This is a genomic window from Pseudomonas sp. 18173 (assembly GCF_050432945.1).
Taxonomy (GTDB): domain Bacteria; phylum Pseudomonadota; class Gammaproteobacteria; order Pseudomonadales; family Pseudomonadaceae; genus Aquipseudomonas.
In genome coordinates, this window is sequence record NZ_JBKFTN010000002.1 from 49,695 (window position 1) to 64,097 (window position 14,403).

Sequence of the window (14,403 nt, forward strand, 5' to 3'; positions counted from 1 at the left end):
GGATTACTTCAGCTGATTCATGCGCTCGATAACCTGGCGAGTGATGTCGTACTGAGGCTTGACATCAATCACTGCGCCACGCTCGAAGACCAGGTCATAAGCACCTTTCTTGATGACTTCTTCCACAGCGCTGTCCAGTTTCGGCTTGAGCTGCTTCAGCATTTCACGGTCGGCAACGGCTTTGGCTTCGTTCAGTTCCTTGGACTGGAACTGGAAGTCACGGGCCTTTTGCTTGAATTCCAGCTCCAGACGCTCACGCTCGCCCTGCTGCATTTTGTCGCCACCGGCCATCAGGCGGTCCTGAATGCCCTTGGCGCTGCTTTCCAGCGTCTTGAGCTTGGTCAGTTGAGGACCGAACTTCTTCTCGGCATCCACGGCGTATTTTTTGGCCGCGTCGGACTCCAGCAGAGCCATCTGATAGTTCAGAACGGCAATTTTCATGTCGGCGAATGCCGGACCAGCGACCAGTACGCTGGCCAGGAGAACCAATTGAGTCAACTTACGCACGATGCACTCCTACAAAATTCATTGTCGTTATCTTGGGTCAGACGCTTAGAACGTCTGGCCGAGGGAAAATTGGAACACTTGAGTCTCAGCGTTATCCGGTTTCTTGACCGGCATCGCCAACGCGAAACTCAGAGGACCCAGCGCCGTTACCCACGTCACACCTACACCCACGGAGCTGGCCATGTTGCTGAGGCTGATATCGTTGCACTGCGTATTGGACTTCGACGCAGGGTTGGTATTGGTCGTCTGATCGCACTTGGAATCGAACACATTACCCACGTCCCAGAATACCGACGTACGCAGGGAACGCTGATCCTTGACGAACGGCATCGGGAACAGAACCTCCGCACCACCTTGAATCAGGACGTTACCACCGAACGGCAGCGGATCCTGATCCGGGTCAGCAAGAGTGCCCGGGTTGCCGGTACTGCCTACACCACGGCTCGGAGTACTGCGCGGACCCAATGTACTGTCCTTGAAGCCACGAACCGAGTTGAAACCACCAGCATAGTAGTTTTCATAGAACGGCAAGCCGTCGGTCGAACCATAACCATCGCCATAACCCAATTCAGTGTGCAGGCGCATGGTGTAGTTATCAGACAATGGCTGGAACAACTGGCCACGGTAATCGAGTTTGAAGAACGACAGGTCGCTACCCGGAATGGTGGCTTCCGCCGTCAAGCTTTGAGAATGACCACGGGTCGCCAATACGCCTTTGTTCAGGGTCGACTCGGACCAGCCGGCCGAAGCCTTGAAGTTCAGGTACTGATCGCCCTCACGGTTAACGAAGTCGAAAATCTCGTCGACGGTGTATTGACCGGTCTTGATCTTGTCCTGCTGTGCAGTCAGGCCGAAGGTCAGACGCGAAGTCTCGCTGATCGGGTAGCCGACGCTCACGCCAGCACCCATGCTGTCCACCGCATAGCTCGCTACATCGACGTCGAGATCGTTGTAGTCGGTAGTGCGGTAGAAGGCGTTGTAGCCCAGGCTCACGCCATCAGCCGTCCAGTAGGGGTCGACAAAACCGAAGTTGTAGCGGGTCTGGTATTGGCTTTTGGTCAAGCCGATGCTGACCTTGTTACCGGTACCCAGGAAGTTGTTCTGGGTGATCGAGCCACCGAGGATCAGGCCGGCACTCTGGGCGAAACCGACGCTGGCGGTAATCGAACCGGAGGCTTGCTCTTCAACGCTGTAGTTGACGTCAACCTGGTCATCGACACCTGGCACGGCCGGCGTCTCGACGTTGACTTCCTTGAAGAAGCCCAGACGTTCCAGACGGGTCTTGGATTGGTCGATCAGGTAGGTCGAAGCCCAGCCGCCTTCCATCTGACGCATTTCACGACGCAGCACTTCGTCTTCGGACTTGGTGTTGCCACGGAAGTTGATGCGGTTCACGTAGGCACGTTTGCCCGGATCGACTGCGAACAGGATGTCTACGGTGTGATCTTCATCGTGCGGTTGAGGCACGCCGTTGACGTTGGCGAAGGTATAACCTTCGTTACCCAGGCGACGGGTGATCAGTTCGGAGGTGGTGGTCATCAGCTTGCGCGAGAACACCTGGCCTTTTTGCACCAGCAGCAGGGACTTGACCTGGTCTTCAGGGACTTTCAGGTCGCCGCTGAGCTTGACGTCACGAACGGTGTATTTCTCGCCTTCGTTGACGTTGACGGTGATGTAGACGTGTTTCTTGTCCGGCGTAATGGATACCTGGGTCGAAGCGATATCCATGTTGATATAGCCACGGTCCAGGTAATAGGAACGCAGGCGCTCCAGGTCACCGGACAGTTTTTCACGGGCGTACTTGTCGTCGTTCTTGAAGAACGACAACCAGTTGGTGGTCTTGAGTTCGAACAGGTCGATCAGGTCTTCATCGGGGAAAACCGTGTTGCCCACCACGTTGATGTGCTGGATGGCTGCAACGGTACCCTCGTTGATATTGACCTTCAGGCCAACGCGGTTACGCGGCTGCGGTACCACTTCGGTATCGACGGTAGCCGAGTAGCGACCCTGGGCGACGTACTGGCGCTGCAGTTCGTTACGCACACCTTCAAGGGTGGCACGCTGGAAGATCTCGCCTTCGGCCAGACCGGATTGCTTGAGGCCTTTCATCAGGTCTTCGGTAGAGATCGCCTTGTTGCCTTCGATCTCGATACTGGCGACAGACGGACGCTCGACTACCGTGATGACCAGGACGTTGCCATCGCGGCCCAGCTGGATATCTTGAAAGAAACCGGTTTTGAACAACGCACGAGTGGATTCCACCAGGCGACGATCATCCGCCTGTTCACCGACGTTCAACGGCAAAGCACCAAAGACGCTACCCGCGGAGACCCGCTGGAGGCCATTGACGCGAATATCAGAGATAGTGAAGGACTCGGCGTGAACTTCGGCGATCATCAATACGGTGAGAACCGCAGTTAGCAGCAGACGTTTCATGAAGTCCTTTCTTATTCCAACTGGCAATAAACAAACTGCCGCAAAATGCGGCAGATTCGCAATTCAGCGACGTTACAGACGACCCAGATCATTGACCAGAGCAAGCAACATCACTCCGATCACCAAACTGATACCGATCTGTATCCCCCAACCTTGCACCCGATCCGACAAGGGGCGACCACGCGCCCACTCAATCAGATAAAACAACAAATGCCCCCCATCCAGCACAGGAATGGGCAGCAAATTCAGAACCCCCAGGCTAATACTCAGATAAGCAAGGAAATTCAGGAAATCTGCAACACCCGACTGGGCCGAAGCGCCCGCCACTTTAGCAATGGTTATCGGTCCACTCAAGTTTTTTACCGAGAGCTCACCGAACAACATTTTCTTCAGTGAGTCGAGGGTCAGCACGCTCATGGTCCAGGTGCGTCGAGCCCCCTCGCCAATCGCTGCCAATGGCCCGTAACTGACCTCGCGGATCATCTCCGGCGGCCAATCGACAGCCTTCACCCCTGCCCCCAGGTAACCGCTGGGTGACTTGCTCTCGCCGCGAGCGGCCAGCGTCACCGGGACGTCGATTTGAGCACCGTCACGCTCCACCCGCAGCATGATTTTGGTATCAGGATGCATACGCACGGTATCGACGACCTGCTGCCAGTCATCCAGCGTACGACCATCGAGTGCCAGCAACCGGTCGCCGGTCTTCAGGCCGGCAGCCTGGGCCGGCCCCTTTGGATCGAGTTCGGCCAGCACAGGTGGCAACGCCGGACGCCACGGGCGAATCCCCAGCGAATGGATAGGGTCGGGTTCATTGGCCCCTTTAAGCCATTTATCCAGCACAAGTTCACGAGGAGAATCGGTCGTGGAGCCTTGTTCGCGAACCATTACCTGCAACGAGCCGCTTTCACCCAGGCGACGAACCAGTTGCAGATTCACCGCCGCCCAGCCGGAAGTCGCTTCGCCATCAATGGCCACGATCTCCTCGCCCGGGTTCAAACCCGCCTTGGCCGCGATACTGCCGGACTCGACAGCGCCGATGACCGGACGCACCTGCTCGCTGCCGAGCATTGCCAATCCCCAGAAGAAAACCAATGCCAGGAGGAAGTTGGCAATCGGCCCTGCCGCTACGATGGCAATGCGCTGGCGAACGGACTTGCGATTGAAAGTTTGATCAAGCTGATCGAGCGGCACTTCACCTTCGCGCTCGTCGAGCATTTTCACGTAGCCGCCCAACGGGATGGCGGCTACGACAAACTCGGTGCCTTGCTTGTCGTGCCAGCGCAGCAACGGCATGCCGAAGCCAACGGAGAAGCGCAGCACCTTGACCCCACAGCGACGCGCGACCCAAAAATGGCCGAACTCGTGGAAGGTAACCAGCACACCCAGGGCAACCAGGGTGCCGACAATCATATAGAGCGCGCTCATCTACTTTCTCCGCAAACCTGTCCGCTGCTGCCTCGGTCGACTATCCGCAGCATTTACCGCCCGTGACGGCTCAACCATTGTTCGGCCAGCAATCGCGCCTTCGCGTCTGCCGTGAACACTGCATCGAGATCATCCACTGCCACTACGGGCTCAAGATTCAGTACTTCCTCGATGATACTCGCGATTTCCGGGTAACGAACCCGCTCGTCGAGAAATGCCGCCACTGCCACTTCATTCGCCGCATTGAGCATCGCCGGCGCGCTGTTACCCGCCTCGGCCGCCTGACGAGCCAGACGCAGGCAAGGAAAACGCTCCTCATCGGGCGCCTGGAAGTCCAGCCGTGCAATGGCAAACAGATCCAGCGGTGCCACACCCGAGTCGATCCGCTCCGGCCAGGCCAGGGCATTGGCGATGGGCGTGCGCATGTCCGGATTACCCAGCTGCGCCAGCACAGAACCATCGACATAATCGACCAGGGAATGGATCACGCTTTGCGGGTGAATCACCACCTCGACCTGCGATGGCCTGGCATCGAACAGCCAGCAGGCTTCGATCAACTCAAGCCCCTTGTTCATCATGCTGGCCGAGTCAACGGAGATTTTTCGCCCCATGGACCAGTTCGGATGCGCACACGCCTGGTCAGGTGAAACATTCGCCAGCTCAGCCAAAGGCGTCTGCCGGAACGGTCCGCCGGAAGCCGTCAGTAAAATCCGACGTACGCCAACGGCCTCAAGGCCACGGGCATAATCGAGCGGCATGCACTGGAAAATCGCGTTGTGCTCGCTATCGATCGGCAGCAGCACCGAGCCACTCTTGCGCACCGCCTGCATAAAGAGCGCGCCGGACATGACCAGCGCTTCCTTGTTGGCCAGGAGGATCTTTTTGCCCGCCTCGACCGCCGCCAGGGTCGGGCGCAAGCCTGCCGCACCGACGATGGCCGCCATGACCGCATCGACTTCCGGATCGGAAGCGACCTGACACAAACCGTCCTCACCCACCAGCACACGGGTCGAAAGACCTGCCGCGCGCAAGTCATCCTGCAGGGTGCGGGCAGCAGCGACCTCAGGCACGACCGCGAACCGCGGGACATGACGCACGCACAGCGCCAGCAGCTCACTCAAGCGGGTAAAACCACTCAAGGCAAAGACTTGATAACGATCAGGATGGCGAGCGATGACGTCGAGCGTACTCAGGCCAATCGAGCCGGTCGCACCCAGGACGGTAATCTGCTGTGGGCGGCTCATGGGGCCGCCATCCACAACAGTACGGCGAACACCGGGATCGCTGCCGTCAGGCTGTCGATACGATCCAGCACGCCACCGTGGCCTGGAAGCAGGTTGCTGCTGTCCTTGATCCCGGACTGACGCTTGAACATGCTTTCAGTGAGATCGCCCACCACCGAAATGAACACGATCAGCGAGGCACCGATCAGCGCCTTGAAGAGTTCGGCGACCGTCCAGTCGCGCACCAGGCCAACGAATGTGGTAATGACCAGGCTCAGCGCCAGACCACCGTACACACCCTCCCAGCTTTTGCCCGGACTGACCTGCGGCGCGAGCTTGCGCTTGCCGAAAGCACGACCGGAGAAGTACGCGCCAATATCGGCACCCCAGACCAACACCATCACCGCCAGGATCAGCAAGTTACCCAGCGGGTATTGCTTGATCTGCACCAGACCTTGCCAGGCCGGCAGGAGAATCAACAGGCCGATCACCAACTTGGTTGCCGCATTGGACCAATGCTCGCTCGAACGCGGATAGGTCAGCACCAGGAAAGTCGCCACCGCCCACCACAACACCGAAGCGCCCAACACCCAAGGCGCGAGACCGGGCAGGATGTACATGAGGAACAGCATCAGAGCGACCACAGCGGCATAGCCCAGGCGGAACGCCTGACCGGCAAAACCTGCCAGACGCGCCCATTCCCAGGCGCCAAGGGTTACGACCAGCCCGATGAACAGTGCAAAGCCGGAACCTTCAAGCAGGAAAAACCCGCACAGGGCGATCGGCAGCAGGATCAGTGCGGTGATGATTCGTTGTTTAAGCATTAAACCCGGGCTCCAGCCTCGACCTGCTCGCTCGTTTTACCGAAGCGGCGCTGGCGGGAAGCGAAATCGGCCAGCGCATTGCGCATGGCATCGTGTTTGAAGTCCGGCCAGAACAGGTCGGAGAAATACAACTCGGCATAGGCCAGCTGCCAGAGCAGGAAGTTGCTGATGCGGTGCTCGCCACCGGTACGGATACACAAGTCCGGCAACGGCAGGTCACCCGTGGCCAGGCAGGTCTGCAACAGATCAGGCGTGATGTCTTCCGGACGCAGGTGTCCGGCCTGAACCTCTCGCGCCAGTCGTTGCGCCGCTTGCGCGATATCCCACTGACCGCCGTAATTGGCGGCGATCTGCAGGACAAAACGATTGGTGCCAGCCGTCATGGCCTCGGCCTCGCGCATGGCGGCCTGCAGCTCGGGATGAAAACGCGAGCGGTCGCCAATGATGCGCAAGCTGATGTTGTTGTCGTTGAGGCGCTTGGCCTCACGACGCAGCGCCTTGAAGAACAGATCCATCAAGGCGCTGACCTCATCGGCCGGGCGCTGCCAGTTCTCGCTGGAAAAGGCGAACAGGGTCAGCACCTCGACCTTGGCCTCGGCGCAGACCTCAATGACCGCACGTACCGCATCCACACCCGCTTTATGCCCGGCGACACCCGGCATAAAGCGCTTTTTCGCCCAGCGATTGTTGCCATCCATGATGATCGCGACATGGCGCGGCACCGCGGACGGTGCAGTCTGCTTGGTCTTTTCCATGAAAACGCGACCCTTATACGGCCATCAGGTCTTTTTCTTTCTCTGCCAGCTTCGCGTCGATTTCAGCCACGAACTTCTTGGTCAGGTCGTCGATCTCGCCAGTGGCGCGACGCTCTTCGTCTTCACTGATCTCTTTTTCCTTGACCAGGTCTTTCAACGAGCTGTTGGCATCGCGACGGATGTTGCGCACGGCAACACGAGCGTCTTCAGCCACATCACGGGCCTGCTTGGTGAAACCGCGGCGGGTTTCTTCGGTCAGGGCCGGCATGCTGATCAACAGCAGCTCGCCGAGGTTGGTCGGGTTCAGGTTCAGGCCTGCACTGCCGATCGCCTTGTCGACGGCGCCCAGCATGTTGCGCTCGAAAGCTACGACTTGCAGGGTACGGGCATCCTTGACGGTGATGTTGGCCACCTGCTTGATCGGGGTGTCAGCGCCGTAGTAAGGCACCATCACGCCTTCCAGGATACTCGGGTGCGCCTGGCCGGTACGGATGCGGCCGAAGTTGTGCGACAGGGACTCGACAGACTTCTGCATGCGCTCTTTAGCGTCTTTCTTGATTTCGTTGATCATTGTTCGCCTTCCTCGATCAGGGTTCCTTCAGCGCCGCCATGCACGATGTTCAGCAGGGCGCCGGGCTTGTTCATGTTAAATACGCGTAGCGGCATCTTGTGGTCGCGGCACAGGCAAATGGCCGTCAGATCCATCACACCCAGCTTGCGATCCAGCACTTCATCGTAGGTCAGATGATCGAACTTCTCGGCATGCGGGTCTTTGAACGGGTCAGCGGTGTAGACGCCATCGACCTTGGTCGCCTTGAGCACGACATCGGCATCGATTTCGATTGCACGCAGGCAGGCAGCCGAATCCGTCGTAAAGAACGGGTTGCCGGTACCGGCCGCGAAAATCACCACGTCCTTGGAGTTCAAGTGGCGCATGGCCTTGCGGCGATCATAGTGATCGGTCACGCCAACCATGGAAATAGCGGACATCACGATGGCCGAGATATTGGCGCGCTCAAGGGCGTCGCGCATGGCCAGGGCGTTCATCACAGTGGCCAGCATGCCCATGTGGTCGCCAGTGACCCGATCCATGCCAGCCTTGCTCAGCGCTTCACCGCGGAACAGGTTGCCACCACCGATAACCAGACCGACCTGGACACCGATGCCGACCAGTTGGCCAACTTCCAATGCCATGCGATCCAGAACTTTCGGATCGATCCCGAACTCTTCCGAGCCCATCAGGGCCTCGCCGCTAAGCTTGAGTAGAATGCGTTTATAGCGAGCCTGATAACCACTGCCCTGCTGAGCCATTGCGAATCTCTCCTGCGGCGTATTTAAAAATTCTTTGCGAGCTGTTTACAGCTGGCGTTCACTCTAGCTTTGCGCTGCTTCAGCGCCATCGGAACATGGCTTTGTAAGCCAGTTCCAAAAGGAAACCAATTAAAAATTGGTGCCCCATCTGAAAAGAGGCTGCGCGCGTGAGCGGGCAGCCTCTTCTGGGCGACAGTTGAAAACCGTCTTATTGCTTGGCGGCAGCCAGCTGGGCAGCAACTTCTTCAGCGAAGTTGTCCACTGGCTTCTCGATGCCTTCGCCGACTTTGAAGTAGGTGAAGGAAACGATTTCAGCGCCGGCTTTCTTGGCCAGGGCACCTACGGTCAGCTCAGGGTTCATGACGAACGCTTGCTCGACCAGGCTGGCTTCAGCCAGGAACTTGGTGATACGACCAGCAATCATCTTCTCGACGATTTCAGCTGGCTTGCCTTTCATCTTGTCTTCGTTCAGCTGCAGGAACACAGCTTTCTCGCGCTCGATGGCTTCAGCGGAAACCTGCGATGGCAGCAGGAACTCAGGGTTGCTTGCCGCCACGTGCATGGCGATCTCTTTGGCCAGCTGAACATCGCCGCCCTTGAGAACAACAGCAACACCGATCTTGTTACCGTGCAGGTAGGTGCCGACAACGTCACCCTCTACGCGTACCAGACGACGAATGTTGACGTTCTCGCCAACTTTGGCCACCAGGGCTTCACGAGCCGATTCCTGAGCGGCGATCAGCGGAGCTGCGTCGGTCAGTTTTTCGGCGAAGGCTTTTTCTACGCTGGCAGCGACGAAGTTCTTGAAGTCGTCTTGCAGGGCCAGGAAGTCGGTCTGCGAGTTCACTTCCAGCAGTACGGCGGACTTGTCGTCGGCCTTGATGGCGATAGCGCCTTCAGCGGCAACGTTGCCGGCTTTCTTGGCAGCCTTGATGGCGCCCGAAGCACGCATGTCATCAATGGCTTTCTCGATGTCGCCGCCAGCCTTGGTCAAGGCCTTTTTGCAGTCCATCATGCCTTCGCCAGTACGCTCGCGCAGTTCTTTGACCAACGCTGCAGTAATCTCTGCCATTTCAAAATCCTCTTGGATAGGTTTTCAACCATTCCACCCGATCGAACGGGCGATCAATTCTTCCCGAACCACCCTTGTTAGCTGCCGCACGTTACAGATAGAGCAGTGGGCGCCGACAAATGGTTTTCGAGGTGGCAAAAAGGGGGCCAAGCCCCCTTTTTGCTTACTGAGTCAACGCCAAGGCGTCAATTACTCAGCTGCTGCTACCGGAGCTTCTTCAACGAACACTTCGGTGCCGCCGGCAACGTTGTTGCGACCGCGGATGACAGCGTCAGCCATCGAACCCATGTACAGCTGGATAGCGCGGATTGCGTCATCGTTGCCTGGGATGATGTAGTCAACGCCTTCCGGGCTGCTGTTGGTATCGACTACGCCGATAACCGGGATGCCCAGCTTGTTGGCTTCGGTGATCGCGATGCGCTCGTGATCAACGTCGATAACGAACAGAGCGTCTGGCAGACCGCCCATGTCCTTGATACCACCCAGGGAACGATCCAGCTTTTCCAGGTCACGAGTGCGCATCAGCGCTTCTTTCTTGGTCAGCTTGGCGAAAGTACCGTCTTCGGCTTGAACTTCAAGGTCACGCAGACGCTTGATGGAAGCACGGATGGTCTTGAAGTTGGTCAGCATGCCGCCCAACCAGCGGTGATCGACGTACGGCGAACCGCAACGTGCTGCTTCTTCAGCAACGATCTTGCCAGCGGAACGCTTGGTGCCGACGAACAGAATCTTGTTTTTGCCCTGGGCCAGACGCTCTACGAAAGTCAGAGCTTCGTTGAACATTGGCAGGGTTTTTTCAAGGTTGATGATGTGGATCTTGTTACGCGCGCCGAAAATGTACTTGCCCATTTTCGGGTTCCAGTAACGGGTCTGGTGACCGAAGTGCACACCGGCCTTCAGCATATCGCGCATGTTGACTTGGGACATGATAGTTCCTTAATAAGTCGGGTTTGGCCTCCACGTATCCCAATGACCAACCAGCAGCATCAGCTGAAGGCACCCAGGTCATCGTGTCGACACGTGTGTGGATTTAGGCTTTTCGGGACATCCCCGGAAAGCGGCGCATTTTATATCACAAGGCAGGGCAAAACGGAACCCGGATTCTGAAATCCTGGCGGGCACTTTGCTCCATCCCTTGGAATCCGCCAAGAATGCACCATTCTATAGAGAGAAGCGATGCACACAGGCGCGGATTTGCGCTGATCGTCTGGTAGAATCGCATTTTTCAGGGCCGCGAAGATCGATCGCGCAATGCCCTTTCCGTTTAGAAAGCGCCGTCGAGCGCAGAGAGAGCCTGTATGACCGTCACCCTCAAAACCCCCGAGGATATCGCCAAGATGCGTATCGCCGGCAAACTGGCCGCCGATGTGCTGGAAATGATTGCCGAATATGTCAAGCCGGGCGTTACCACCGATCAGCTGAACCAGATCTGCCACGACTACATCGTCAATGAGCAGAAGGCCATCCCAGCTCCGCTCAACTACAAGGGCTATCCAAAGTCGATCTGCACGTCGATCAACCATGTGGTCTGCCACGGCATCCCGAACGACAAGCCACTCAAAGACGGCGACACCCTGAACATCGACGTCACGGTCATCAAGGACGGTTACCACGGCGACACCAGCCGCATGTTCCACGTCGGCAATGTGCCAGTGTGGGCCGAGCGCCTGTCCCAGGTGACCCAGGAATGCATGTACAAGGCGATTGAAATCGTCAAACCCGGCTGCCGCCTGGGCGACATCGGCGAAATCATCCAGAAGCACGCCGAAAAGAACGGTTTCTCGGTGGTTCGTGAATTCTGCGGCCACGGCATCGGCAAGGTGTTCCACGAGGAGCCGCAGATCCTGCACTACGGCCGCGCGGGCACCGGCATGGAACTCAAGGCCGGCATGACCTTCACCATCGAGCCGATGATCAACCAGGGCAAGGCCGACACCAAGGTGCTGGGCGACGGCTGGACCGCGATCACCAAGGACCGCAAGCTCTCGGCACAGTGGGAACACACCCTGCTGGTGACCGAAACCGGTTACGAGATCTTCACCCTGCGCAGCGATGACACCATCCCTCGCGTTTCGGCCTGATCCCGTTACCGTACATCGCCTTATAGAAAGGAAAGCCAATCGATGCCGCAGGTGGATCCCGAACTCTTCGACCGAGGCCAGTTCCAGGCTGAACTGGCCCTGAAGGCAAGCCCGATCGCGGCCTTCAAGAAGGCGATCCGCCAGGCCCGCGAGGTGCTCGACACGCGCTTTCGCAATGGCCGCGACATTCGCCGACTGATCGAGGATCGCGCCTGGTTCGTCGATAACATCCTGCAAAAGGCCTGGAACCAGTTCAGCTGGAGCGAGGACGCCGACATTGCACTGGTTGCGGTCGGTGGCTACGGCCGCGGCGAATTGCACCCTTATTCCGACATCGATTTGCTGATCCTGCTGGACAGCGCCGACCACGAAGTTTTCCGCGATTCCATAGAGCGTTTTCTGACGCTGTTGTGGGACATCGGCCTGGAGGTCGGCCAGAGCGTTCGCTCGGTCGACGAGTGCGCCGTCGAGGCCCGCGCCGACCTGACGGTCGTCACCAACCTGATGGAAAGCCGCACCATCGCCGGCCCCGAGCGCTTGCGCCAGCGCATGCTGGACGTCACCAGCACCGCGCACATGTGGCCGAGCAAGGACTTCTTCCTGGCCAAGCGTGCCGAACAGAAGGCCCGCCACCACAAGTACAACGACACCGAATACAACCTGGAACCCAACGTCAAAGGCTCACCCGGCGGCTTGCGGGATATCCAGACGATTCTTTGGGTGGCCCGTCGCCAGTACGGCACTCTGAACCTGCGGGCACTGGCTGGCGAAGGGTTCCTGGTCGAAAGTGAAAACGCCCTCCTTGCCTCTTCCCAGGAGTTCCTGTGGAAGGTTCGTTATGCCCTGCACATGCTCGCCGGTCGCGCCGAAGACCGCCTGCTGTTCGATCACCAGCGCACCATTGCCGGGCTGCTGGGCTTCAAGGGCGACGACGCCAAGCAAGCCATCGAAAACTTCATGCAGCAGTATTACCGGGTGGTGATGAGCATCGCCCAGCTCAGCGACCTGATCATCCAGCACTTCGAGGAAGTCATCCTCGCACCGGAAGACGAAGCGCCGGCGCAGCCGATCAATTCGCGCTTCCAGCTGCATGACGGCTACATCGAGGCACGCAACAACAACGTCTTCCGCCGCACGCCATTTGCGATGCTGGAAATCTTCGTGCTGATGGCCCAGCAGCCGGAAATCAAGGGCGTGCGCGCCGACACCATTCGTCTGCTGCGGGAAAACCGGCACCTGATCGACGACGATTTCCGCAACGACATTCGCAACACCAGCCTGTTCATCGAGCTGTTCAAGTGCAAGATCGGCATCCACCGCAACCTGCGGCGAATGAACCGTTACGGCATCCTTGGGCGTTATCTGCCCGAATTCGGCTTTATCGTCGGGCAGATGCAACATGACCTGTTCCACATCTATACGGTCGATGCCCACACCCTGAACCTGATCAAGCACCTGCGTAAGTTGCAGTACACCCAGGTGTCGGAAAAATTCCCGCTGGCCAGCAAGCTCATGGGCAAACTGCCCAAGCCCGAGCTGATTTACATGGCCGGCCTGTACCACGACATCGGCAAAGGCCGGCATGGCGATCACTCGGACATCGGCGCCGTGGATGCCGAGGCCTTTTGCCAGCGTCATCAACTGCCCATGTGGGACAGCCGCCTGATCGTTTGGCTGGTGCAAAACCATCTGGTGATGTCGACAACCGCCCAGCGCAAGGACCTGTCCGACCCGCAGGTGATCCACGATTTCGCGCAGATCGTCGGCGATGAAACCCGCCTCGACTACCTGTATGTGCTGACCGTCGCCGACATCAACGCCACCAACCCGACGCTGTGGAACTCCTGGCGCGCCAGCCTGCTGCGCCAGCTCTACACCGAGACCAAGCGCGCCCTGCGTCGTGGCCTGGAGAACCCGGTGGATCGCGAAGAGCAGATCCGCCAGACCCAGAGCGCCGCCCTGGATATCCTGGTGCGCGGCGGCACCGACCCGGACGATGTCGAGCAACTGTGGGCGCAGTTGGGTGACGACTATTTCCTGCGCCACACTGCCGGCGACGTGGCCTGGCACAGCGACGCGATCCTCCAGCAACCGACCGACGGCGGGCCGCTGGTGCTGATCAAGGAAACCACCCAGCGCGAGTTCGAAGGCGGTACGCAGATCTTCATCTACGCCCCCGACCAGCACGACTTCTTTGCCGTGACCGTGGCGGCGATGGACCAGCTCAACCTGAACATTCACGACGCCCGGGTCATCACCTCCAGCAGCCAGTTCACCCTCGACACCTATATCGTGCTCGACACCGACGGCGACTCGATTGGCGATAACCCGGCACGGATCAAGCAGATCCGCGACGGCCTGACCGAAGCCCTGCGCAATCCGGATGACTATCCGACCATCATCCAGCGCCGGGTGCCCCGTCAGCTCAAGCATTTCGCCTTTGCGCCACAGGTGACGATCCACAACGACGCCCAGCGCCAGGTGACGGTACTGGAACTCACGGCACCCGACCGCCCGGGCCTGCTGGCGCGCATCGGCACGATTTTCCTGGAGTTCGATCTGTCATTGCAGAACGCCAAGATCGCCACCCTCGGCGAGCGCGTGGAAGACGTGTTCTTCATCACCGACGCCAACAATCACCCGTTGTCCGACCCGCTGCTGTGCAGCCGCCTGCAGGATGCGATCGTCGAACAACTGAGCGTCAACCAGGAACCGGATATCAAACTGTCGCGTATCAGCATCTGACTTAACAACGACCCGCCCTTATGT

Annotated in this window: 12 protein-coding genes; 2 read left to right on the forward strand and 10 right to left on the reverse strand. The window is 58.6% G+C overall.

From position 1 onward, the window contains the following. Positions 1-3: 3 nt before the first annotated feature. From ACLD1X_RS02455 to rpsB, 10 genes are all read right to left on the reverse strand, one after another. Positions 4-507, reverse strand: a complete 504-nt coding sequence (locus ACLD1X_RS02455; protein WP_008000031.1) for an OmpH family outer membrane protein — start codon at positions 505-507, stop codon at positions 4-6. A 45-nt stretch (positions 508-552) separates the two neighbouring features. Further along, a complete protein-coding gene (gene bamA, locus ACLD1X_RS02460; protein WP_429365963.1) occupies positions 553-2,943 on the reverse strand; it encodes an outer membrane protein assembly factor BamA in 2,391 nt (796 codons plus the stop codon). A 72-nt stretch (positions 2,944-3,015) separates the two neighbouring features. Then, positions 3,016-4,368 carry a sigma E protease regulator RseP gene (gene rseP, locus ACLD1X_RS02465; protein WP_429365964.1) on the reverse strand — a complete coding sequence of 451 codons (1,353 nt, stop codon included), beginning with the start codon at positions 4,366-4,368 and terminating at the stop codon, positions 3,016-3,018. Positions 4,369-4,421: 53 nt separating this feature from the next. Next, positions 4,422-5,612: a 1-deoxy-D-xylulose-5-phosphate reductoisomerase gene (gene ispC / locus ACLD1X_RS02470; protein ID WP_429365965.1), complete on the reverse strand. Its 1,191-nt coding sequence runs from the start codon at positions 5,610-5,612 to the stop codon at positions 4,422-4,424. Beyond that, the gene (locus ACLD1X_RS02475; RefSeq protein ID WP_429365966.1) at positions 5,609-6,415 is read right to left on the reverse strand and encodes a phosphatidate cytidylyltransferase; all 807 of its coding nucleotides are present in this window, start codon (positions 6,413-6,415) and stop codon (positions 5,609-5,611) included. The genes ispC and ACLD1X_RS02475 overlap by 4 nt, the downstream gene beginning before the upstream one ends. After that, positions 6,415-7,170, reverse strand: coding sequence for a polyprenyl diphosphate synthase (uppS, locus tag ACLD1X_RS02480; protein ID WP_429365967.1), 756 nt, complete (start codon positions 7,168-7,170; stop codon positions 6,415-6,417). Before uppS ends, ACLD1X_RS02475 begins: the two co-directional genes overlap by 1 nt. A 13-nt stretch (positions 7,171-7,183) precedes the next feature. Then, the gene (frr, locus tag ACLD1X_RS02485) at positions 7,184-7,741 is read right to left on the reverse strand and encodes a ribosome recycling factor (RefSeq protein ID WP_008019552.1); all 558 of its coding nucleotides are present in this window, start codon (positions 7,739-7,741) and stop codon (positions 7,184-7,186) included. After that, a complete protein-coding gene (pyrH, locus tag ACLD1X_RS02490; RefSeq protein ID WP_008000043.1) occupies positions 7,738-8,481 on the reverse strand; it encodes a UMP kinase in 744 nt (247 codons plus the stop codon). The genes frr and pyrH overlap by 4 nt, the downstream gene beginning before the upstream one ends. A 208-nt stretch (positions 8,482-8,689) precedes the next feature. Continuing rightward, on the reverse strand, positions 8,690-9,553 hold the full coding sequence (tsf, locus tag ACLD1X_RS02495; RefSeq protein ID WP_008019553.1) for a translation elongation factor Ts: 864 nt from the start codon (positions 9,551-9,553) through the stop codon (positions 8,690-8,692). 189 nt (positions 9,554-9,742) lie between these two features. Then, positions 9,743-10,480: a 30S ribosomal protein S2 gene (rpsB, locus tag ACLD1X_RS02500; RefSeq protein ID WP_007978390.1), complete on the reverse strand. Its 738-nt coding sequence runs from the start codon at positions 10,478-10,480 to the stop codon at positions 9,743-9,745. Between the two features lie 371 nt (positions 10,481-10,851). Here rpsB and map point away from each other — a divergent pair, with 371 nt between their 5' ends. Both map and ACLD1X_RS02510 read left to right on the forward strand, forming a co-directional pair. Then, complete coding sequence (map, locus tag ACLD1X_RS02505) at positions 10,852-11,634, forward strand: type I methionyl aminopeptidase (RefSeq protein WP_008000050.1); 783 nt, start codon at positions 10,852-10,854, stop codon at positions 11,632-11,634. A gap of 42 nt (positions 11,635-11,676) precedes the next feature. Continuing rightward, positions 11,677-14,379 (forward strand): [protein-PII] uridylyltransferase, encoded by a 2,703-nt coding sequence (locus ACLD1X_RS02510; protein WP_429365968.1) that lies wholly within the window; start codon positions 11,677-11,679, stop codon positions 14,377-14,379. Positions 14,380-14,403: the final 24 nt, after the last annotated feature.

Excerpts from the sequence above, each read along its gene's own strand:
- tsf (WP_008019553.1), bottom strand. The coding sequence starts at position 9,553 with ATGGCAGAGATTACTGCAGCGTTGGTCAAAGAACTGCGCGAGCGTACT.
- ACLD1X_RS02475 (WP_429365966.1), bottom strand. The coding sequence starts at position 6,415 with ATGCTTAAACAACGAATCATCACCGCACTGATCCTGCTGCCGATCGCC.
- map (WP_008000050.1), top strand. The coding sequence starts at position 10,852 with ATGACCGTCACCCTCAAAACCCCCGAGGATATCGCCAAGATGCGTATC.
- ispC (WP_429365965.1), bottom strand. The coding sequence starts at position 5,612 with ATGAGCCGCCCACAGCAGATTACCGTCCTGGGTGCGACCGGCTCGATT.
- uppS (WP_429365967.1), bottom strand. The coding sequence starts at position 7,170 with ATGGAAAAGACCAAGCAGACTGCACCGTCCGCGGTGCCGCGCCATGTC.
- frr (WP_008019552.1), bottom strand. The coding sequence starts at position 7,741 with ATGATCAACGAAATCAAGAAAGACGCTAAAGAGCGCATGCAGAAGTCT.
- pyrH (WP_008000043.1), bottom strand. The coding sequence starts at position 8,481 with ATGGCTCAGCAGGGCAGTGGTTATCAGGCTCGCTATAAACGCATTCTA.
- rpsB (WP_007978390.1), bottom strand. The coding sequence starts at position 10,480 with ATGTCCCAAGTCAACATGCGCGATATGCTGAAGGCCGGTGTGCACTTC.
- ACLD1X_RS02510 (WP_429365968.1), top strand. The coding sequence starts at position 11,677 with ATGCCGCAGGTGGATCCCGAACTCTTCGACCGAGGCCAGTTCCAGGCT.
- rseP (WP_429365964.1), bottom strand. The coding sequence starts at position 4,368 with ATGAGCGCGCTCTATATGATTGTCGGCACCCTGGTTGCCCTGGGTGTG.
- bamA (WP_429365963.1), bottom strand. The coding sequence starts at position 2,943 with ATGAAACGTCTGCTGCTAACTGCGGTTCTCACCGTATTGATGATCGCC.